General features: G+C 65.0%; 21 protein-coding genes. 9 read left to right on the forward strand and 12 right to left on the reverse strand.

Translation table 11 applies throughout. The features are described 5' to 3' along the window. Positions 1-5 precede the first annotated feature (5 nt). The gene (locus BM136_RS15100; protein ID WP_092972680.1) at positions 6-1,481 is read right to left on the reverse strand and encodes a DNA-3-methyladenine glycosylase 2 family protein; all 1,476 of its coding nucleotides are present in this window, start codon (positions 1,479-1,481) and stop codon (positions 6-8) included. A gap of 138 nt (positions 1,482-1,619) precedes the next feature. Here BM136_RS15100 and BM136_RS15105 point away from each other — a divergent pair, with 138 nt between their 5' ends. Continuing rightward, a complete protein-coding gene (locus BM136_RS15105) occupies positions 1,620-2,366 on the forward strand; it encodes an SDR family oxidoreductase (RefSeq protein ID WP_092972682.1) in 747 nt (248 codons plus the stop codon). A 7-nt stretch (positions 2,367-2,373) separates the two neighbouring features. On the opposite strand, the gene BM136_RS15110 is transcribed toward BM136_RS15105, so the two are convergent. Next, positions 2,374-3,258, reverse strand: a complete 885-nt coding sequence (locus BM136_RS15110) for a KPN_02809 family neutral zinc metallopeptidase (RefSeq protein ID WP_092972684.1) — start codon at positions 3,256-3,258, stop codon at positions 2,374-2,376. A gap of 318 nt (positions 3,259-3,576) precedes the next feature. On the opposite strand from BM136_RS15110, the gene BM136_RS15115 reads away from it, so the two are divergent. After that, complete coding sequence (locus BM136_RS15115; protein WP_092972686.1) at positions 3,577-4,167, forward strand: hypothetical protein; 591 nt, start codon at positions 3,577-3,579, stop codon at positions 4,165-4,167. Here the strand turns inward: BM136_RS15115 and dapA are convergent. From dapA to BM136_RS15135, 4 genes are all read right to left on the reverse strand, one after another. Continuing rightward, positions 4,116-5,066 (reverse strand): 4-hydroxy-tetrahydrodipicolinate synthase, encoded by a 951-nt coding sequence (gene dapA / locus BM136_RS15120; protein ID WP_254775682.1) that lies wholly within the window; start codon positions 5,064-5,066, stop codon positions 4,116-4,118. The genes BM136_RS15115 and dapA overlap by 52 nt on opposite strands. A gap of 8 nt (positions 5,067-5,074) precedes the next feature. Then, on the reverse strand, positions 5,075-5,422 hold the full coding sequence (locus BM136_RS15125; RefSeq protein WP_092973012.1) for a hypothetical protein: 348 nt from the start codon (positions 5,420-5,422) through the stop codon (positions 5,075-5,077). 127 nt (positions 5,423-5,549) lie between these two features. Continuing rightward, a complete protein-coding gene (locus tag BM136_RS15130; RefSeq protein ID WP_092972688.1) occupies positions 5,550-6,866 on the reverse strand; it encodes an MFS transporter in 1,317 nt (438 codons plus the stop codon). Positions 6,867-6,968: 102 nt separating this feature from the next. Next, positions 6,969-8,597, reverse strand: a complete 1,629-nt coding sequence (locus BM136_RS15135) for a gamma-glutamyltransferase family protein (protein WP_092972690.1) — start codon at positions 8,595-8,597, stop codon at positions 6,969-6,971. Positions 8,598-8,721: 124 nt separating this feature from the next. On the opposite strand from BM136_RS15135, the gene BM136_RS15140 reads away from it, so the two are divergent. Then, positions 8,722-9,606 (forward strand): LysR family transcriptional regulator, encoded by an 885-nt coding sequence (locus BM136_RS15140; protein ID WP_092972692.1) that lies wholly within the window; start codon positions 8,722-8,724, stop codon positions 9,604-9,606. 34 nt (positions 9,607-9,640) lie between these two features. Further along, positions 9,641-10,051, forward strand: coding sequence for a DoxX family protein (locus BM136_RS15145; protein WP_092972694.1), 411 nt, complete (start codon positions 9,641-9,643; stop codon positions 10,049-10,051). 9 nt (positions 10,052-10,060) lie between these two features. Here the strand turns inward: BM136_RS15145 and BM136_RS15150 are convergent, their stop codons facing one another. Further along, positions 10,061-11,617, reverse strand: a complete 1,557-nt coding sequence (locus BM136_RS15150) for an MFS transporter (protein ID WP_092973014.1) — start codon at positions 11,615-11,617, stop codon at positions 10,061-10,063. A 73-nt stretch (positions 11,618-11,690) separates the two neighbouring features. On the opposite strand from BM136_RS15150, the gene BM136_RS15155 reads away from it, so the two are divergent. The 3 genes from BM136_RS15155 (at position 11,691) to BM136_RS15165 (ending at position 14,132) form a co-directional block, all read left to right on the forward strand. Beyond that, positions 11,691-12,599, forward strand: a complete 909-nt coding sequence (locus BM136_RS15155) for a LysR family transcriptional regulator (RefSeq protein ID WP_092972696.1) — start codon at positions 11,691-11,693, stop codon at positions 12,597-12,599. Between the two features lie 64 nt (positions 12,600-12,663). Next, the gene (locus BM136_RS15160) at positions 12,664-13,629 is read left to right on the forward strand and encodes a LysR family transcriptional regulator (RefSeq protein ID WP_092972698.1); all 966 of its coding nucleotides are present in this window, start codon (positions 12,664-12,666) and stop codon (positions 13,627-13,629) included. Between the two features lie 35 nt (positions 13,630-13,664). Beyond that, a complete protein-coding gene (locus BM136_RS15165; RefSeq protein ID WP_092972700.1) occupies positions 13,665-14,132 on the forward strand; it encodes an MliC family protein in 468 nt (155 codons plus the stop codon). On the opposite strand, the gene BM136_RS15170 is transcribed toward BM136_RS15165, so the two are convergent. The 5 genes from BM136_RS15170 to BM136_RS15190 form a co-directional block, all read right to left on the reverse strand. Continuing rightward, positions 14,129-15,094 carry an MBL fold metallo-hydrolase gene (locus BM136_RS15170; RefSeq protein ID WP_092972702.1) on the reverse strand — a complete coding sequence of 322 codons (966 nt, stop codon included), beginning with the start codon at positions 15,092-15,094 and terminating at the stop codon, positions 14,129-14,131. The genes BM136_RS15165 and BM136_RS15170 overlap by 4 nt on opposite strands. A gap of 38 nt (positions 15,095-15,132) precedes the next feature. Further along, entirely contained in the window at positions 15,133-15,585 is a 453-nt protein-coding gene (locus BM136_RS15175; protein ID WP_092972704.1) for a DUF192 domain-containing protein, read from the reverse strand. A gap of 90 nt (positions 15,586-15,675) precedes the next feature. Then, positions 15,676-17,007, reverse strand: a complete 1,332-nt coding sequence (locus BM136_RS15180) for a cytochrome-c peroxidase (protein WP_092972706.1) — start codon at positions 17,005-17,007, stop codon at positions 15,676-15,678. Further along, complete coding sequence (locus BM136_RS15185) at positions 17,004-18,518, reverse strand: metallophosphoesterase (protein WP_092972708.1); 1,515 nt, start codon at positions 18,516-18,518, stop codon at positions 17,004-17,006. Before BM136_RS15185 ends, BM136_RS15180 begins: the two co-directional genes overlap by 4 nt. 186 nt (positions 18,519-18,704) lie before the next feature. Further along, a complete protein-coding gene (locus BM136_RS15190) occupies positions 18,705-18,917 on the reverse strand; it encodes a hypothetical protein (protein WP_004631913.1) in 213 nt (70 codons plus the stop codon). A gap of 277 nt (positions 18,918-19,194) precedes the next feature. Here BM136_RS15190 and BM136_RS15195 point away from each other — a divergent pair, with 277 nt between their 5' ends. Both BM136_RS15195 and icd read left to right on the forward strand, forming a co-directional pair. After that, positions 19,195-19,677 (forward strand): sorbitol dehydrogenase family protein, encoded by a 483-nt coding sequence (locus tag BM136_RS15195; RefSeq protein ID WP_254775683.1) that lies wholly within the window; start codon positions 19,195-19,197, stop codon positions 19,675-19,677. Positions 19,678-19,937: 260 nt separating this feature from the next. Further along, the gene (gene icd, locus BM136_RS15200) at positions 19,938-21,188 is read left to right on the forward strand and encodes an NADP-dependent isocitrate dehydrogenase (RefSeq protein WP_092972710.1); all 1,251 of its coding nucleotides are present in this window, start codon (positions 19,938-19,940) and stop codon (positions 21,186-21,188) included. Positions 21,189-21,473: the final 285 nt, after the last annotated feature.

The following is a 21,473-nucleotide window of genomic DNA, read 5'->3' on the forward strand; positions in this document are numbered from 1 at the left end:
GTCGGTCAATGCGAAGCGGGTTGGGTGAGCGCATCCTCGCGGTGCCAGAGATGCATGGCGGCATACGCGCGCCACGGCGCCCACGGTTCTGCGCGCTCGACCATGGCACGGCGCGTAGGAAGCGCGCCGTCTTCGTTGGCGAGGCGCTTGCGCAGGACGTAATCGCCCAGGGGAAATGCGTTCGGCCAGCCCAGCGCGCGCATGGCGATGTATTGCGCTGTCCATTCGCCGACACCAGGCAGCGCTTGCAAGGCAGCCAGCGTGGGCGCGAGCGGCACCAGGGGTTCGAGCCGCAGGCTCCCGCCGTCGATGGCGCGGGCCAGCTCGACGACGGCGGCGGCGCGGCTGGCTTGCAGACCGGTCTGCGCCGACAGCGCTTGCGCATCAATTTTTGCCAATGCGGCAGCGCTCGGAAACGCCATCGACAGCCCTTCGCGCAATTGCGGCAACGGCACGCCATACACGGCAGTCATGCGCCCGAGAATGCGCCGCGCCTGCACCAGCGAAATGACCTGCCCGGCGATGGCACGTACGGCAATCTCAAAGCCGTCCACGGCGCCCGGCACCCGCAGGCCTGGCGTTTCGGCAGCCAGCGTGCCGAGGTGCGCGTCCACCAGATCGGGCCGGCAATCGAGGTCGAACAGCCGTCGCGCGCGGGCCAGGACGGGCGGCATGACGTGCAGCAGGCTGGGCGACAGCGTGAGCGCCACCGCATGGCGTTGCGGCACATTGCGCGCGTGAAGCCAGCCGATGTGCCGCGCTCCGGCGTAGTCGACGGTGATCGTGCGTGCGTAACTGTCGGCGTCGACCACTTCGACGCCATCGATCGCACGGGCGCGCAAGAATTCGAGCAATGCCTGCCACGCAAACGGTGGGCGATAGCCCAGCATGAGCGTGGGGCCGTCCTCGGCGCGCGGTGCCGTCGTGCGCGAGCGCAGGCGCGTGGGCGCAAAGCCGTAGTGCTCGATAAAACCGCTGTTCAGCCTGCGCACGCTCCCGAACCCGGCCGCAAAGGCGACATCGCCGACGGCCATGGCGGTATCGGTCAGCAGTTGCTTGGCGAGCAGCAGGCGCTGCGTTTGCGCGTACTCGATCGGCGAGACATCGAACTCGGCGCGGAAGATGCGGCGCAAGTGGCGGTCGGTCACGCCCACGGCTGCGGCAAGCGCGGCAAGGTCGTGCTCTTGCAGAAAGCCTTCGTCGATCATGCGGGCGGCGGCCCGCGCGAGGCTCGACGACATCTCGGCCAAGCTGTGCCCCGGTGCCAGTTCTGGCCGGCAGCGCAGGCACGGCCGAAAGCCCGCGCGCTCCGCAGCGGCTGCCGTGGTGAAGAAGCGGCAGTTCTTTTCCAGCGGCGTGCGAACCGCGCACACGGGGCGGCAATATACGCCGGTGGATGTCACACCGACAAAGAACCAGCCGTCAAAGCGACGATCGCGCGATTGCACGGCGTGGTAGCAGGCGTTGTGGTCGAGATGCATGGTAGTGATCGGGTGACTTGGCAGCTAGTCTAGCCCTGTCGAGTCGCATGGGTTCGCCGGATTCGGACACATCCCTCGATGTCAAAAACGCGGCATCTCGGCACAATTGCGGACACAACAACACATCGGGAGATCGGCATGTCCAAGACCATCGTCATTACCGGCGGGAGCCGGGGTATCGGCCGCGCCACGGCGGTACTGTGTGGCCAACGCGGCTGGTCTGTCGCGCTGCAATATCGCGGCAACCGGCAGGCGGCGGAAGAGACGGTGGGGCTGATCGAACAGGCGGGCGGCCACGCGCTGGCGGTGCAGGGCGATGTGTCGAGCGATGAAGATGTGATCGCGCTATTCGAGGCCGCGACGGGGCGCTTTGGCGCGCTGCATGGCGTGGTCAACAACGCCGGCATCGTGGCGGAGGCTCAGGACGTGGCCGACATGACCACGCACCGGCTGCGCACGATGTTCGAGACGAATGTGCTGGGCGCCTTTCTGGTAGCGCGCGAGGCAGCGCGGCGGCTGTCGACGTCGCGCGGTGGCGTGGGCGGTTCGGTGGTGAATGTGTCGTCGGCGGCATCGCGGCTGGGGTCGCCGCACGAGTATGTCGACTACGCCGCATCAAAGGGTGCTGTCGACGCCATGACGCTGGGGTTGGCGCGTGAACTCGGGCGCGATGGCGTGCGCGTCAATGCCGTGCGCCCCGGTTTGATCGAGACCGATATTCACGCCTCAGGCGGCCAGCCCGATCGGGCGCAGCGCCTGGGCGGCGCCACGCCGATCGGCCGGCCCGGCACGCCGCAGGAAGTGGCCGAGACCATCGTCTGGCTGCTCTCCGATGCGGCGTCTTACGTGACGGGCGCGCTGCTGGATTGTTCGGGTGGGCGCTGATCGGCAATCAGGCATTCGCTCCGGAGCGGAAGGTATCGCACTGGCGAAGGTCGCCGCCATCGAAGCCCTGGCGGAACCAGTGCATGCGCTGCTCAGACGTGCCGTGCGTGAAGGCGTCGGGCGTGACGCTGCGGCCGGCGTTGCGCTGCAGCGTGTCGTCGCCGATGGCGTGCGCGGCGGTCAGCGCCTGCTCCAGGTCGCCGCGCTCCAGCAGGCCGCGCTGCTGTGCAAAGTGGCCCCACACGCCGGCCAGGCAATCGGCCTGCAGCTCCAGCTTGACCGAGAGCGCATTGGCTGCAGCCGGTGATTTACCGGCTTGCGCGCGGTTGACCTTCTCCGACACGCCCAGCAGGTTCTGCACGTGATGGCCGACCTCGTGCGCGACGACGTACGCGGCGGCAAAGTCGCCCGGGGCGCCAAACTTGCGGCGCAGTTCATCGAAGAAGCCGAGGTCAAGGTAGACCTTGGTGTCGGCCGGGCAATAGAACGGGCCAACTGCCGAAGTGGCGTCGCCGCAGCCTGAGCGGATGCCCTGGCGGAACAGCACCAGCTTGGGCGGCTGATACGCGCGGCCGGCTTGCTTGAACAGTTGCGTCCAGGTGTCTTCGGTGTCGCCCAGCACGTGCGAAACCAATTGCTTGCTGCGGTCGTTGTCGGTCTCGCCGGTGGGTCGGGCAGGACTGTGCTGCGCGGATTGCGTCGGCGCGTTCTGCGATACCTGCATCACCATGCTGAGGATTTCCAGCGGGTTCTTGCCCATCAGCAAGCCCACGACGGCGACGATTGCGATGCCGCCGATGCCCAGCCGCATGCCGCCGCCGCCGAAGCCGCCGCCAGAGGAGGCGCGCTCATCCTCGACGTTATTGCTTTCGCGCATGTCATCCCAACGCACGATGTTCTCCTTGAGAGGCCTGTGAGGCTAGTAGGGCAGGGTCATTCCGGGCGTCACACCCGGTAAACTTTGCAAAGTCTACCTGCTGTGCGTACGTACGGGCATGCCGCCGCGCTGCCGAATCGTCTGTACGCAGGGCTGGTGCGAGCAACGGCAAGGGCTGGCGGCGTTTTGCGGCATCGCACAAAGCCCGGCAGGAAACTTGCTAACCAAGGCTGCTCATCCTCCGTCCGGCTGTCACACAGATGACATGCGGCGGTTCCCGAATAACGTTCGGTAGCAGATGACGCTGCCGATCCATTATTTCGAGTTCTTACCATGCGCTTGCCTGCTTCAATCACTGCTCAACCACCAAACGCCGCAGAGTCGTCGCATCTGGCTGCCACCCATGTTGATCCGACCGAGGTGTCGGATGTGGAACAGGCCGACGCAGAGCGCAAGCCCTGGTGGGAGCGCGTGTCGGGGGCCGTAGTCGGCGGTGCATTCAGCAGTGTTGCAGCCGCGTTGATTGCCGTGACGGGGGCCATCTACGTTGGGATGTACCACGCGCCCTGGGTGAAGAGCCTTGCCGGGCACACGCCGACGGCCGCCCAGGCCGGTGATGCGATGAGCGTTGCCATGGCTGCCGGGCCTGCCAACGCAGCCACGCCGGCGTCGGCAGTGGCGCCTGCGCCCGCGGAAGCTGCCACGCAACCCGCATCACCCGACCGCGTTGCGGCAGCGCGTGATCGGATGGAACAACGTGTGTATTCGCAAGTGCAGCAGCCGCGCGCCCGCACGGTGGCCGAACGCGAGGCCCTGGAAGACAACGACGCGCCGGCACCTGCCAACGTGCGCCGTCATCATCGCGGCACCCGTTACACGCGCCACGGCGCGCCGTTCAATGCGGCCTGGTACAAGGGCGCCTGATCGGCCGTCGCTCTGTAGACCAGTCGCAGCGCGCAATCCGCGTCGACGTTTTCCAACGCGTGCATCGCTGCCACGAGGCGGCGGTGCAGCGATTCCGATACCGGCAGAATCGGCGCGCGCGTATCTGCGCCAATGCTTCCCTGCGCCGACAACAGTGCCTTGACCGGCGCCGGGTTTGGCTCCGCAAACAGCAGCGCAGCCAGCGGTGCCAGTGCATTGGCCAAGTGCCGGGCCTCGTCGATGCGACCCGCGCGGTGGTGCGCCACGAGTGCCACGAATAGCTCAGGCCGCACATGCGCACCGGCCAGGATGCCGCCCGTGCCGCCATGCGCCAGGCAATCGAGCAGCGCGCCGTCATCTCCGCTCAACACATCCAGCGGCCCGCCTTGCAACGCGCCGAAATGCTCGGCCACACATTCTTTGATGGCGACGATGTTGGCTTGCTCGGCCAGCACCAGCGTGGTCTGCGGCGCGATCGAGACGCCCGTGCGCTTGGGTACGTTGTAGAGCACGACCGGGCGGGTCGTGCTGGCGGCGACTTGTGCGTAATGCCAGCGCAATCCCGCCTGTGACGGGCAGACGTAGTAAGGCGGTGGCACCAGGTAGCCCGCGCTGTTCCAACGCTCGTAGTGTCGGATTTGCGCGCAGACTTCGCGCGTATCGGCCGCGCCCACGCCTATCAGAAAGGGCGTGCGATCGTCGCAAGCGTCGGCGATGGCTTCCAGCACGGTATAGCGCTCGATTTGCGAGAGCAGCGCGGCTTCGCCCGTCGTGCCGAGTGCGACGAAACCCGACACACCGGTGCTTTGGTAATGGCGCACCAATCGACGCAGTGCGGCGGTGTCGACGCGATCGCGGTGAAACGGTGTGACCAGCGGAATCCAGATTCCCGAGAACATGGCGCGCCTCAGTGCAGCGACGCGATCGCGCGCCCGCGCGACATGCACAGCGGCGTGATGCGGCCCAGCGTGGCACAGGGCAGGCCACGCAGCAGCGCGCCAATTACCGCTTCCACATCTGCATGAGCCAGTTCCAAATCAACGGTGATTGCCTTGCGGCGAGCGTCATGCCGGACGATGTACAGCCCGAGCGTGTTGCCGAGCAGCGCATGCAACTGCCGGCGAATTGCATCCGGTGCATCGCCGGGCACCGTCACGCGCAGGCACACATATTGGCGTGCCGGCAGCGCTACCGCGCGGGGCACGGTCGCCGGCGAAGGCGGCAGCAATTGCGGAACCAGCGAAGACAGGAGCATCGATCGCGCCATGATGAGTTGGCGACGGCCCGCGTCGCCATGTCGTTGAACATGACGACACCGTATCGATTCGCTCGTAAAAAGCGTGAAAAAGGGGCGTGACGCTGCGTAAAGAAAGCGTAAATGCTCAGGCAGCGCGCACTGCCTTGCGACGACGCAGCGCGATGACCGTCAGCGAGATGCCGCTTACCGCAGCCGCGGTCAGCACGTAGTAGCTCGGCGCCAGCGTATCGCCCGTGGTGTGGATCAGCCACGTGACGATAAACGGCGCGAACCCACCGAACAGCGTGACGCCCAGGCTGTAGCCGAGCGACAGGCCAGTCGAGCGCACGCGCGTGGGAAAGATCTCCGACATCAGCGCCGGCATTGGGCCTGAATACGCGGCCTTGAAGATGCCCGACACGGCTTGCAGCGCAAGCAGCGCGCCGATGGTCGGATACGTGCGCAACAGCGCAAACATCGGATAGATCAGCAGGATCATCAGCACCGATGTGGTGAGCATGATACGGATGCGGCCAATGCGATCCGACAGCGCACCCATCACAGGCGAGAGCAAAAACTGCAGCCCGCCGTTGAGCACGACCACCGCGAACGACTGCGCCGCCGGCAAATGCAACTGCTTGACGGCGTACGTGGGCATGTAGAGCTGCAGCACATACACCGACACAGTCGATTGCGCCACCACGCCCACCGCAAGCAGCAAGTTGATCCACTGCGCTTTGAAGGAAGCTTGCGGGTCGACCGTCGTCTTCTTCTGCTCCGCAACGAACTCGGGCGTCTCGTCCAGATGGCGGCGGATGTAGAAACCCACCGGGCCGACCAGCAGGCCGAAGATGAACGGCAGCCGCCAGCCCCAGCCTTCCAGATCGGCCGGCGAGAGCGATGCCGTGAGCAGCGCCCCCAGCCCCGCCGCAAGAATGGTGGCAATGCCCTGGCTGGCGAATTGCCAGCTTGCGTAGTACCCGCGCCCGCGCGTGCTGTGCTCCACCATGAAGGCCGTGGCGCTGCCGAATTCTCCACCCACCGCAAAGCCCTGCACCAGGCGTGCAAGCAGGATGGTGATGGGCGCCACGATGCCGATCTGCTGGTAGCTCGGCATCACGGCAATCACCAACGTGCCGACAATCATCAGCAGGATCGACAGCGTGAGTGCCGCCTTGCGCCCCTTCCTGTCGGCATACATACCCAGCACGATCGCGCCCACAGGCCGCGTGATGAACGACACGCCAAAGCTGCCCACCGCAAACAGCAGCGAGACCCATTCGTCATCGGCCGGAAAGAACAGCTTGCCGATAATCGATGCGAAGAAGCCGTAAACGAGAAAGTCGTACCACTCCAACGCATTGCCGATCGACGACGAAATGACGATGCGGCGTGCATGTGCTGCACTCGTTGTTGCGGGCCGAGCGGGCGCAGCAGTGCCTGCCGCGGAGGGGGCGGTCATGATGAGGGTTCCTTTGGTGCCGGCCGGGATCGTTTTTATGGGAACTGCAGCGCGTTGCCCGCCCGGTCCGACGGGTCAGCGCGCTGGTGCGGCGGCCTTTTTTTAGAAGCCCACCGCGTGGCCGTCGCGGCGGCTGTCGCTGGCGGCCACATAGCCGTGATCGGCGTCGTCCGACAGGCGCCAGATGAACTGGCCGGAGCCGAAATCCATGTACGGATCGGCCACCGATTCGAGCTTGTGCCCGCGTGCTTCCAGCGCGGCGACGGTCTTGGCGTTCATCGTGCCTTCCACGTCGAGCGTGAAATCGCGGTTGACCTTCCAGCGCGGCGCGTCGCACGCGGCCTGCGGCTGCTGCTTGTAATCGAGCATGCGCACGAGCGTCTGCAGGTGGCCTTGCGGCTGCATGTCGCCGCCCATCACGCCAAAGCTCATTTGCGGCTGGCCATCCTTGGTCAGGAACGCGGGGATGATCGTGTGGAACGGCCGCTTGCCGCCTTCCACCACGTTGGCCGAGCGCGCATCCATCGAGAATCCGAAGCCACGGTTCTGCAGGCTGATGCCGGTGCCAGGCACCACCACGCCCGAACCGAAGCCCATGTAGTTGGACTGGATGAACGAGACCATCATGCCGTTCTCGTCCGCGGCCGTCAGGTATACCGTGCCGCCGGCGCGCGGCATGCCGAAGGTCGGCATCTGCGCGCGGCCCATATCGATGAGCTTGGCGCGTGCATCGAGGTACGCGTCGTCGAGCATCTGTTCGGGCGTGACTTCCATCGAGCGCGGGTCGGCCACGTATTTGTACAGATCGGCAAACGCCAGCTTCATCGCTTCAATCTGCAGATGCTGCGAATCCGCCGAGTCGACGGGCAGGGCGCCGAGGTCGAAGCGGTCGAGAATGCCCAGCGCGATGAGCGCGGCGATGCCCTGGCCATTCGGCGGAATCTCGTGCAGGTCGTAGCCGCGGTAGCGCTTGGTGATCGGCTTGACCCATTCGGGGCGATAGTCGCGCAGGTCTTGTGCGGTCATGCCGCCGCCGCATTCGCGCGAGTACGCGGCAATGCGCTCGGCGAGTGCACCTTCGTAGAAATCGCGGCCGTTGGTCTGGCCAAGGCGCCGCAGCGTGGCGGCTGCGTCGGGCAATTTGAACTTTTCGCCCACTTCCGGCGCGCGGCCGTGCGGCATGAAGGCCTGCGCGTAGCCGGGCTGGTTATGCAGCTCGGGAATGGCCGCTGCCCACTTGTGCGCAACGATGGGCGCGATGGTGTTGCCGCGCTCGGCAATCTCGGCGGCGGGTTCCAGCACATCGGCAAATGGCAGCTTGCCGAAGCGTTCGTGCAGTGCAGCCCAGGCGGAGATGGCGCCGGGCACGGTCACCGCGTCCCAGCCGCGCATGGGGCGCTTGGGGTTGCCGTTGGCGTCTTCGCCGTACTTGTTGCGGAAGTAGTCGAGGTTCCAGGCCTGCGGCGCGGTGCCGGAGGCGTTCAGGCCGTGCAGCGCCTCGCCGTCCCACAAGATGGCGAATGCATCGCTGCCGAGACCGCACGAGACAGGCTCGACCACGGTCAGCATGGCCGCCGCCGCGATGGCCGCATCCACGGCGCTGCCGCCCGCGAGCAGCATGCGCAGTCCGGCTTGCGCGGCCAGCGGGTGAGACGTGGAGACAACGTTGCGCGCAAACAGCGGAATGCGGACGGTGGGATACGGGTTTTGCCAATCGAAGCGGTGGGACATGGGGCTTAAGCGCGAATAAGCGGGAATGTTTGACGAATGATTATTTGCGGTGCGCCGAATTTAATAAAGTTAAAATTCATTCGATGCTGCTTAAGAAAAACTTGAGAATACGACGCACCCTGCCGTGAGTACCGTCCGCTTCCTCCGCACTTTTGTTGCCGTGGCACGCCATGGCTCGTTTGCCGCCGCCGCCGAGCGCGTTGCGCTGACGCAGGCCGCGGTGAGCCTGCAGATGCGTGCGCTGGAAACCGAACTGCGCCGTGACCTGTTTGACCGGTCGGGGCGCACTGTCACCCTCAACGCGCATGGTCGCGCGCTGCTGCCGCAAGCCGAGCACCTCCTGGCGCTGTACGACGCCATGCGCATCGGCGACGAACCGCAGACGGAGTTGTCCGGCGCCGTGGCGATTGGCGCGGTGGTCTCGGTGATGGGGTCGCTGGCACATGCGGTGGCGGGCCTCAAGCAGGTGCACAAGGGGCTGGACGTCAGGCTCATCACTGGCAAATCGGGTGAACTGGCAGAGCAGGTGGAAGCCGGCGAGCTGGATGGTGCGCTGGTGGTCGAACACCTGGAACGCCTGCCTGCAAACCTTGCCTGGCACCCGCTCTATACCGAGCCCCTGGTGGTGGTAGCGGGCCGCCATACACGGGGTCGCGCCGAGGAAGTTCTGCGCACCCATCCGTTTTTACGCTTCGACCGCGCGGTGCGCACCGGCGCGCTGATCGACCGTGCCCTGCGCAAGACGCACATGGCGGTCAACGAATTCATCGAAGTCAATTCAATCGAGGCGATTGTCGAGCTGGTGCGCCAGCAGGTGGGGGTGACGCTAGTGCCGCGCCTGCGCCGGGCGAGCTGGGAGAGCGATCCGGCTCTACGCGTCCTGCCCATGCCGCCTCAGACGCCCGTGCGCGCCGTCGGCATGATCGAGCGAAAAGAGCATGTGCGGCACGGTGTGATTCAGGCGGTACTCGATGCGCTCGAAACCACACTTGGCAATTCCAGCGCCTAGACTGGATGCACCAAGGCTGGCTGGGGAGGCCGCGATGGACGCATTCATTCAACGCTGGCGCGACGAATTGATCCTGCTCGCCCGCATCCTGATGATGGTGCTGTTCGTGATGTCCGGATGGGGCAAGCTGACAGGCTTCCAAGGCACGGTCGGCTACATGGCCAGCACCGGAGCGCCCATGCCGATGGTCGCTGCTGCGGTTGCCGTCGTCATGGAGTTTGGCGTGGGCATCGCCTTGCTCATTGGCCTGTGGACGCGGCCGCTGGCCCTTCTGATGGCGCTATTCGTGCTCGGCACGTCGTTCATCGCCCATTCCTACTGGGATATGCAAGGCGCCATGGAAGCCGCCAACAAGATCCAGTTCTTCAAGAACCTGAGCATCATGGGCGGTCTGTTCCTGCTGGCCGCGACAGGGCCGGGGAGATACGCGGTGCAGAAGTCGTGATGCGCGCGCTTAGCGCAACGACCGCTGTACCAACACCAGCACGGCAAACACGCCGCACGCCACCGCAAACCAGCTGAAGAGCTGCGTACCGGCCAGCAGCGTGGCTTGTCGATCAATCTCGGCGGACAAGCTAGCCAGGCGCTCGGGCGTCAGCGGGTTGGCGGCCTGCAGGTCTGCCGTGAAGCGCGTGACGTGCGCCACGATCAGCGAGCGCGATTCCGCCTGCTGCGTCTGCAGTGACACAGCCGCCAGCCCGGTGCCCACCGCGGTCGCAAACTGGCGCGCGATGTTCTTCATCTGATAGCCGTGCGCGAAGTCTTCGCGGTCGAGATCGAGGTAGGTCATCATCGCGACCTGGATCATCACCGCGCCGGGCGTGATGCCTTCCAGGACCGACACGGGGAAGAACGCATAGTCCGGCGCACCCGGCATCAGGCTTGTCGCCAGCAGCAGCGCTGCTGCGGCGTACACCGCAAAGCCAATGGCAATGAAACGGCGCTTGCGGAAGAAGAACGGCAACCAGACCGTCATGACCACGGCCACCACCGTCGACACTGCCCCGCTGATCATCAAAAAGAGCGTGGTCGTGCGGAACGTAAAGCCCAGGCCGCCTTGCGACACCGCCGGAAACAGGTACGACCAGTACCCGCTCATCAAGTAATAGATGCCGTAGAAACCGATGCCCCACAGGTAGCGGCGGCCGTTCAGGCGTGAGAGATCGAGCCACGGATCCGGGTGCGTGCGCAGGCGGTGGATGGCCAGCAGCAGCGAAGCCGCACCGCCCAGCAACAACAGCGGAATCAAAGGCGAGGCCGTCAGCCGGCTGTAGCGCAGTTCAGACAGACCCATAAGGAACGACAGCGCGCCGATGGCCATGGCACCTACGCCAACCCAATCCCACTGGCTTTCTTGGGGCGGCGCTTCATCGGGGCGGCGTGCAGCGCGTGTGCGAGGCTGATGGTGTTCGGGCGGGAGGAGGAACATCGCCATCCATGCGACGCCGGCCAGCGCCAGTTCGATCCAGAAGATCACGCGCCATTCGCTGTACTCCAGCACCTCGGCGCAGATCCACGGCGCAATCGTGGTCAGCCCGAACAGGCCGACGCTGAACATCAGCATTGGAGGAATGCGCTCATCGGGTTCGGTCGTGAGCTGCACCAGAATGCGCGATGCCGAAAACAAGCCGCCCGCGCCCAGGCCCTGGATGGTCCGACCGATGACCAGTTCGCCGATGTTGTTGGATTGGGTGCACACCACGCAGCCGATGGCGAACAGCACGATGCCCACCAGCGAATACATCCGATAACCCACGTGCGCGGCAATGCGGCCGATGGCGAGGTTGGCGACCACGGCCGCCACGGCATACGCTGTGACGGCGTACAGATACGCCTCGGGGCTCGCGTGCACACCGCCCTGGATGTGCTGGCCCGCCACGGCGAACATCTGCGAAGAGACAAAATCGAGGCCTGTGGAGAGGCCCAACGCCAGTCCAAATGCGTGGACGCGCGCCGAAGAAAAGTGGGGAAACGCCCGCAGCGACGCGGGTTTGAGGATTTGCAGCGACATGTGCCCGAGCATAAACTTGCCCGCCAGCCGGATAAACGGCCAACTCTAGGAACACTGTCCAGCCATGCGAACAATGGAGTGGAACGACTGGGAAACCTTCTGCCGCGTGGTGGAGGCCGGCAGCTTCACCGCCGCCGCCGAGGCGCTGGGCATCCCCAAATCGACCGCCAGCGCCGCCGTATCACGGCTGGAGGCCGGGCTGGGCGTGCGGCTCATGACGCGCACCACGCGCCAGTTGCGGCTGACCGAAGCGGGCTCGCACTTCTACGACGACATCGCGCCGTTGTTCGAACGCCTGCGCGAAGTGCACGCCGACACCACCGCAGCCAGCGAAACCGTGGCCGGCACGCTGCGCATCGCCGCGCCGTACGAAGTCGGTGCGCAGCACCTGACTGAACCCGTGTGCCGCACGCTTGAGAAGTATCCGCATCTGCAAATCCAGGTGCACATCTCGTGGGAGCAGCCTGACCTGCTGGCCAGCGGCTACGACATCGTCTTTGTGATGGTCGACCAGATGCTGCCGGATTCGTCGCTCGTGGCGCGTCGCGTGGTGCTGATCCCGCGCGGTTTGTATGCGTCGCCGGCCTTGCTGGCGGAACGCCCGCCGCTCAAGACGCCCGCTGACCTTGCCGGCTGGCCGTGCCTGTCCGGCCCCGACGACGCGAGCTGGGCTTTCCGCCCCGTCGGCCAGCCCGCGGTCGAGCCCATCGAAGTCCCGATCCAGCCGCGCCTGCAGACCTTGAATGCCGAAATGCGCGCCCGCGCCGCCGTGCGTGGCCTGGGCGTGGCGCGCATGGCCCGCTCCGTGGGCGATACGGAAGTCGCGGCCGGGCGGCTCGTGCGCGTGCTGCCGGATTTCGAGCTGACCGCGCTGCGCGTCTACGCGCTGATGCCCGCCCGTAAGCTGGTGCCGCGCAAGGTGCGCGTGTTTCTGGATGCGCTGGAAGCGGAGGGCGTTTCCGCCACACCCGCGCCCGCCTAGCCGAAGACCAGCGCTGGATGTCACAATCGGCGCTTCCCTATTCGGATTGTGAGGACCGGCGGCCATGCGTCTGCGCCAGATTGAAGTCTTCCGCGCCGTGATGCTGGTCGGGACCGTCAGCGAGGCCGCGCGCATGCTGAACGTGTCGCAACCCGTGGTAACGCGCGTGCTTCAGCACACCGAGCTGCAACTCGGCTTTCGCCTGTTTGACCGCACCAAGGGGCGCCTACAGCCCACCGCCGAGGCGTTCGAACTGTTCAGCGAAGTCGAGCGGCTGTATCAGGAGGTCGAGCGCGTGCGGCGCGTGTCGGCCAATTTGCGCCACAAGGGGGCGGGGCGCTTGCGTGTGGCCGCGACGCCCAGCCTCGCGCCCAGCATCCTGGCGCCTGCCGTGCGGCGTTTCTCGCAGCGGCATCCCGATACGCTGGTGCGCGTGTTCACGCATCACACGGCTGAAATTGTCCAGGGTTTGCTCTCGCAGGACATTGACGTCGGCTTTGCCTTTGCGCCGCCTGTGCATCCGGCCATCAGCACCACGCCGGTCGCGCAGGGCCGCATCCTGCTGGCCACACCGCGCGCCTGGGTCGGCGGCAAGACGGATGGCCGCGCGCTGCACAAGCTCGTTGCCGAGAAGCCTTTCATCGGATTGGAAGACCAGATATCGCTGGGCTCGCTGGTCGGGCAGACGCTGGCACGTGGCGGTCTGGCGCCGCAGTCGACGCTGGAAGTGCAGACGTATTCGTTGGCGCGTTCGCTGGTGGAGGAGTCGCTCGGCGTGACGATGCTCGATCAGTTCACAGCCGCCACCGGCAGCATGGAGCGCATCGCGCTGTTCGCGCTGGAGCCGGCGCAGACGTTTGACGTGCGCGCCATGCGTGCCGAGCATCACGCGCCGTCATCGCTGGCAGATAGTCTTGTGCAGTGCTTTGCCGAGGCCGCGCGTGCGCTGTCCGATGAGCTGCCCCAACGTGTCGAGCCGACCGCATTTGTGCTCAAGCCCACAGAACCTGACAGCGACGCAGCAGACTAACCGGCTTGCGCCGACCATTCCCAGGAGACGGATCCATGCGTCGTTTTGCAACCGCAGTGATGTTTGGGCTGGCGCTGGGCGCTGGCGTATTTAGCGGTATTGCCACCGCGCAGCAGTCGCCGGTGCCGGGCATGTCGTCCGACGATCTGAATACCGCGCTCGACTTTGCCAAGGCGGGGCTCAACAAGGCGATCGATCAGGCGCGTGCGTATTCCGCATTGCCGATCAAGGACCCGCACGACGTGCGCTACACGTGCGAAGGCGGCAAGACGCTCCTCGTGAAATACATGACGGTGGGCGATACGCCGCTGGCCGCCATGACACTGAACGGCAAGACGCTCGTGTTTGCCAACGTGATGGCCGCTTCCGGTGCGCGCTACGCGTCGGGCCAGTATGTGTGGTGGACGAAGGGCCCCACCGGCTTCCTCGCCGACGAGACCCTGCCCGGCAGCCGCAATCAGCTCTACCGCGATTGCAGCGAAGCAACCAGCGGCCGTCCTTAAATTTCCTGCAGATCGTGCCCGACGATGATCTCGCCCTTGAAGTGCGGGCGAACGGCATCCAGCCAGACTGAATCTTCGAGGAACGGATAGCCGCCGGGTACGAAGTGCGACAGCACCAGCGTCTTCACCTTGGCCTCGGTGGCAATGCGGCCGACTTCCTCGGTGGAGGTGTGGCTCGCCAGCAAATGCTCGCGCAGCGTCTTTGCATTGGGCTCGGTGGACAACAGCTTGTCGAGCGACGGCAGGTGCATCACCTCATGGACGAGCACATCGGCGCCGTAAGCGAGCCGCACGAGGTTCTCACTCGGCGCCGTATCGCCGGAGATGACGATGGAGCGGTCTGCCGAATCGAAGCGAAACGCAAATGCCGGCGACACCGGCGGATGCTTGACCAGCGCGCTCGTCACCTTCACGTTGGCGTCCCGCATGACCAGCCCGCCTTCGGTCAGCTCGTGCGGATGCAGCATCGGCGCAAGCGGCGGGCGGCCCTCATCGGCAATGCGGGTGCGGATGTCGTAGTCGTACAGCTCAAGGAACTTGGTGGTCATCGCGGCCAGCGGGGGCGGGCCCCAGGCGTCGACGGGGCCGGTCAGGTCGGTGGCCCAGGCGAGCAGCATCAGCGTGCCGTAATCGGCGTTGTGATCGGAGTGCTGATGCGTGATGAAGACGTGGCGGATGTCCTTGAGCTTGAGGCCCGCCGTCACGTATTGGCGTGCGACACCGTTGCCGCAATCGACCACGTACGACACGCCGTTGATGACGATTACCTGCGCCGGCGCCGAGCGATTCTTCTTGGGCGTCGGTCCGCCCGCCGTGCCCAGCAGGATCAACCGCGTTCCCTTCTTGGGTGCATCGGCGGCCAAGGCGCCAAGCGGCAGACCTGCCGACGCCGCGCCCGCACCCACGGCCAGCGCGCCGGCCTGCTGCATCCAGCGGCGACGGTTGTTGTCGAAAGCATGCATGCGGCGGTCTCCTCTCTGTTATTGAATATGCGTGGGCTTCAGCGCGGCAGCCCACCCACCTTCATGCCAGGCTTGACGCCCTTGCGTGCAAACCAGCCTTTGTTCATTTCCAGCGCGTAGCTGCCGGCCTTGGTGGGGCAGTGGTTGTCTTCGGTCTGCGGCTTCATCTCGGCAATGTCGGAGATGGTGCCGTCGTCGGTGATGAAAGCGATGGACAGCGGCAGATCGGTGTTCTTCATCCAGAAGCAGTGGCCGGCGGATTCATCAAACACGAAGAGCATGCCCGCGGTATCGGGCATGGTCTTGCGGAACATCAGGCCGGTTTCGCGCGTTTGCGGGGTGGCCGCCACTTCGGCTTTGACCTTGTACATGCCGATGGTCAGGTCGGCCACGGGCAGGCCGGCATTGGGGGCGGTGGGAGTCTGGGCGAGCGCCCCGGTGGCGGCGACGGCCAGCGACAGAGCAGCAAAGAGGCGGGATAGGGTAGTCATGGCGCGAACGGGTCGAAAATGAAACGCTCCATGATCGGCACTCGGCCAGCCGCCGTCAATCAGACAGCCGCTGGCCGTGCGACGAAGTTGTTACCGCGTATTGGAAGCTTGCCGGTCAACAGCGATCGTCTGCGCGGCCGCCTTGGGCGCATGCGCGGAGCGCGCCTTGTCCGCCGCCGGATCGGGCATCAGCGCCTCATAACGCGCATCGGTGAGCGTACGCAGGAAGGCAACGATGTCGTCGATCTCGTCTTCTGTCAGCGCAGGCGTGGTGCCGGGGCGGCGGTTCATCGGCACGGCATTCACGTTGATGTTGCCCTGGTATCTGGCGGGCACATCGTTGAAACGCTTGCCGCCGGGATACCACTGCGCGGGGTCGGTCGAGCGCGTGGCATAAAACGCCACCGTGTCGCGTAGCGTACGGAACACGCCGTTGTGCATGAACGTCTGGCGCACCGCCACATTCCGCAGGCCGGCCGTGCGGAAGTAGCCGCACCACTGATCGGGCTCCGGCCACTTGAGCTTATGGGCGGTCTTGCACAGCCCCACGTCAAAGTGGCGCAGGTCCTTGTTGGCGGGCAGCAGCGGATTGCGCGGCACGGCGATCGCGTCGTAGCCGAAATCCGTAAAGAGCGAGCGCTCCGGACGCGATGACGATTCCACCATCAGATGACACGACGCGCAGTTGCCTTTGTCCGGATTGCGGAACAGGGCGAGGCCGCGCATCTCGGCGACGGAAAGCGGCGTGCGCTTGCGCAGGAAATCATCGAAGCGCGAGGTGAACGGCGCCAATTCGTCGCTCTGGAAATACGCCTCCAGCGCCTTGCCCAACGCGGCGACGAGGCGTTCGGGTTCACGCACCGCATTGGCGCCGAACTGTTTCGTCAACGCCAGGCCAAGGTCCGTGCCGGCCACCTTGCGCTGCAGGTCGCGCGCGGAACGGTTGCCCATCTCGTCGGGATTGAACAGCGGGCCGCGGATCTGCTCGGGGATGGAGTCGGCACGGCCATCGGCAAAGAAGCCGCCAAACGGCGACGGGAAGCTCGCGTCGTCGTCCTGGAAGAAATAGCGATGCGGGATGTAGCGCAGATACAGCAGCGACGGCGCGTTGCGTGCCGCCACATGCCCGGGGCGGCTGCCCGCCGGCACACCGATGCGCAGTGCCTCGCCCTTCAGCGTTGGCGCGAAGGCGCGACCCGGGTCATGGCACGCCGCGCACGACGTTCCTTGCGGCTCCGACAGGCGCGGGTCGAAAAACACCCGCTTGCCGAGCGCGACAAGGTTCGGGTCCGGCTTGAACGCGGTCGACTCGGCAGGCGGCGGCACGGCGTCCAGCCTGGGCGTCATGCCGATCGATTCGGCCGCCGCCACGCCCGGGATGAGCGCAGCGGCGACCCACAGCGCAATGCTCAGGCGCTTCAAGGTGCGACGAAGCCGGTCTTGTCACACACCAGGCTCGTGCCGTTCTGCGTGCACGTCGTCAGCAGCTTGCCGGCCACGGTGTAGGCCTTGAACAACCAGCCCTTGGCGGGCGCTGGCTGGCGGTCCATCACCATGAAGCCGAACGAGTTGTTGTGCGAGATGCTGCCAACCGTCACACCCGAAGCCGGGCTGATCGCAGGGAACGGATCGGGCAGGGCCACGTCGAGCGAATCGCCCGCGTTGCCTGCAACGATGGTCGCAGGGTGGTTGCTCGTGAAGTTGATGGCCTGGAAGTCATGCACGTGGCCGTGCAGCGCGACTTGCACGCCCGGCGGGTAATACGCCGTGGCGTTCAGGCTGTTCATGACCGACAGCAGCGCGGCATTGCCGCCCAGCGGCGTGCTGCCTGCGATGGGCACGAAACCCAGGATCGGATGGTGATTGGTGAAGATCGACATCACGCCCGGCTTGGCGGCCAGCGTGCCAACCGTGCTGAACTGCTTCTGGTACGTCTGGAACCACGGGTCGGTCGTCGCCAAGGCCGTCGTGCCCGCCTTGGCCGAATCGAACACGATGACCTGCGTATCGCTGCCGAGCGCGACGGCGTACGGGTCTGAAGCGTTGGCTGCCGTGTCGTTGGCCGGGTTGTCGCACGAGCGGTCGGCCGAGTATGGGCGGGGATCCAGGAAGCGGTACCAGCCCTGGCCGGCGCGCGCGCATTCCTCGTGGTTGCCGCGCACCAGCACCCACGGGGCCGCGGCCATCAGCGGGGCGGCGGGCTGGAAGAGGTCAGCCTGCCACGTATCCCAGCCGTAGCCCCACGGGCTGCCCTGGCAGCCGGCCACGTCGGGCGGGCAGGCATTTTCGCGGTAGTGGTAATCGCCCACGTGCAGGACGAGGTCGGGATTCATCTTGGCGGCCGTGGCAGCAGCGCTGGCAAACGGCCACGACAGCGAGTCGTTACACGACTGGAACGTGTTGCTCGATTTCTTCATGCGGCAGCCGGTGTCTGCCAGGATCACCACGCGCTGCGGGTTCGCCTTCGGCAGGGGCAGCACGCGCGCGCCGATCGACGCGGCCTTGGCCGTGGATGCCACGGTGGCCTCGCAGGCGTTTACAGGGAAGGACGAGGCTTTCGAATCGCTGGCGGCGCTGGCCGTGGTGCGCTGTGCGGGGGTGCCGGCGGCCACACGCAGCGTCATGCGCGTGGAGGTGCCGTCCACCGTCAGCAGCGGGCAGACCGAGCTGTCGACGGGCGAGGCGCTGTTCGTGTAGCTCGTGACAGCGCGCACGACAGCCTGGTTGCTATCGCCGATCTCTACCCACGCGGCCTGGATGTTGGCGTCAGCCGTGGCTGCGTCCGACGGCGTGGCCGTCGACACCGGCGTTGAATCGGACGACGAGCCACCGCAGCCGGCAATCACGGCCGCAGCGGCCAGCGCGGCAAGAGAGAGCATCGTGAACACGGTGCGTTTTCGTCGCACCGGAGCGAACATCGATCGGAATTCCATTGCGCCATCCCTGTTTCTTGTTGTGAGGAACGGGCAAGGTACTCAAGCTTGATGGCGCTATTTTGACAGCCCTGCATGCGTGCCTGGGATTTCCGTTCGGCAGGCGAGGGCGAAAAAAAAGCAGATGCATAAGCACCTGCTTTTTCTGTATCGGCCGAGCCGCATGGGCCCGGCAGAAACACAAGCTTATTGCTTGGCGGCGTCAGCAGCCGGAGCCGAAGCGTCAGCAGCCTTCTTGGCAGCCTTCTTGTGGTGGTGCTTCTTGGCCTTCTTGGCCTTCGGAGCAGCCTTTTCGGCAGCAGCCGGAGCAGCAGCTGCGTCAGCAGCCGGAGCGGAGGCTTGAGCGAACACACCGGTGGCGAACAGGCCGGCGATCAGGGCAGCGATCAGCTTCTTCATGGTGAATCCTTTTATAGATCAGTGAGTTAACCAACGACCCGCTAAATGAGTCATCTGCAATAACGCAGGCCGTTACAGGCGCGTTGACACGTTGCACTGAATTTTTTGTGGGGGCAGACAGAAGAATCCTTACTTCCTGATCGGCGATGTGGCGCATGTTGCGCTGCGCAAGAAAGATGCCCGCCACCCGGCTTGGGCGCCTGCGTTTCGGAGCGGTCTGATTGGATGGCGGCGCTTGCACCTCCAGAATGCGAGCCGATTTTGCTCAAGGCTTGCCGTGTCTCTCCCGCCGTCATCTTCCCGCCCCACCAAGCCCGCCGCCCCGGTTCTGCCGGCCCGTTTCCGGCGCCGCGATTTCGCCCTGGGTTGCGGCGCGTTGATTGTGCTGGGCGCCGTCCCCGGTTTGTGGCCGCCTTCGCACGGCGCTTCCGCCCTCGACGATTTCATGCTCGTGTCACAGACGATTTCCGGCGCGCCGCTGGATCGCCACACTGGGCTGTCCTGTTTCAGCCATCTGCACCGGACTGACGATCGCTTTATCGAGCACATCCAGACGCTTGCGTGGTTGGTGCGCAGGCATCCGGGCGTGGATGCTGCCGGCTTGGTCCGCTTGCTTGAGGCTGACAACGCGCGCGATCTGCGTGCCGCGTTGGTCCGGCTGGTGGATGCCTGGGGCGCCCGGCGGGATGCGGAAGCCGCCTCGGTCGATGTTCGCGCCTTGATGGCGTGCGCTTCCGGTACCGACCGGACGGGCCGTTGACGGCGCCCGCTCAGGGGCTGGAAGTATGGCGGATGGTGAAATTTTCCGGCATAATGTGGAATTCACTCTTGTGTCTTATATAAGAGTTGCGGCTTGCGCCAGATGCGAGATTTTGTGCGGTGCATCGTGAGCGCGTCATCGTAGGCCGTTAGAATCGCCAGTTCATTGCAGCGCGCCACGCCGGCCAACCCGTGAGCGGCACGCTGTGCTGTCAACCCCCACCGTCCACCCGCTACCTGCGGTCTGCACTGGAGTCGTCCATGTATCAACACATCAAGGTCCCGGCCGGCGAGAAGATCACTGTCAATCAAGACTTCTCCCTGAACGTTCCGAACAACCCGATCATTCCTTACATCGAAGGTGACGGCACCGGCTTCGACATCACCCCGGTGATGATCAAGGTGGTGGACGCAGCGGTTGAGAAGGCTTACAAGGGCGAGCGCAAGATTTCGTGGATGGAAATCTACGCCGGCGAGAAGTCGACCAAGGTGTACGGCCCGGACGTATGGCTGCCGGAAGAAACCCTGCAAGTCCTGAAGGACTACGTGGTGTCGATCAAGGGCCCGCTGACGACGCCGGTGGGCGGCGGCATCCGTTCGCTGAACGTGGCGCTGCGCCAAGAGCTGGACCTGTACGTCTGCCTGCGCCCGGTGCGCTACTTCAAGGGCGTGCCCTCGCCGGTCAAAGAGCCGGAGAAGACCGACATGGTCATCTTCCGCGAGAACTCGGAAGACATCTACGCCGGTATCGAATTCGAAGCCCAGAGCGACAAGGCCAAGAAGCTGATCAAGATTCTGCAGGACGAGTTCGGCGTCAAGAAGATCCGCTTCCCGGAAACCTCCGGTATCGGCGTCAAGCCGGTCTCGCGCGAAGGCACGGAGCGCCTGGTGCGCAAGGCCATCCAGTACGCGATCGACAACGACAAGCCGTCGGTCACGATCGTGCACAAGGGCAACATCATGAAGTTCACGGAAGGTGGTTTCCGTGACTGGGCCTACGCGCTGGCACAGAAGGAATTCGGCGCCGAGCTGATCGACGGCGGCCCGTGGTGCAAGTTCAAGAACCCGAAGACGGGCAAGGAAATCGTCGTCAAGGACGCAATTGCCGACGCCTTCCTGCAGCAGATCCTGCTGCGTCCGGCCGAGTACTCGGTGGTGGCAACGCTGAACCTGAACGGCGACTACATCTCCGACGCCCTGGCTGCACAAGTCGGCGGTATCGGTATCGCCCCGGGTGCCAACCTGTCGGATTCGGTGGCGATGTTCGAAGCCACCCACGGCACGGCTCCGAAGTACGCAGGCAAGGACTACGTGAATCCGGGTTCGGAAATCCTGTCGGCCGAAATGATGCTGCGTCACATGGGCTGGACGGAAGCCGCTGACCTGATCATCTCGTCGATCGAGAAGTCGATCCTGTCGAAGAAGGTCACGTATGACTTCGCCCGTCTGCTGGAAGGCGCGACCCAAGTGTCGTGCTCGGGCTTCGGTCAAGTGATGATCGACAATATGTAAGATCGTTTCGCCTGATTTCACGGCGAACCAGAAACCCCGGTAGATCAACGATCTCCGGGGTTTTTTCTTTTCAGGTCGTACCAGGCGGCATCATGGCAAGCGTCACTTGGTGGGGACCATTCAGAGCGGTAAGGAGGATCTTGAAAAACCCTCCTTAATCTCACCTCCGAGCGAGAATCCGGCACTCCGGCCGCGCGGCCTGCAACTTGCAGCGTCCTGTATGTACGCGAAAAGGCCCTGGCGGCATGGGACTGTGAGCGTTGGCAGAAATGATGTCCTGGCCAA

This window comes from Ralstonia sp. NFACC01 (assembly GCF_900115545.1).
In the GTDB taxonomy this organism is placed as follows: Bacteria; Pseudomonadota; Gammaproteobacteria; order Burkholderiales; family Burkholderiaceae; genus Ralstonia; species Ralstonia mojiangensis.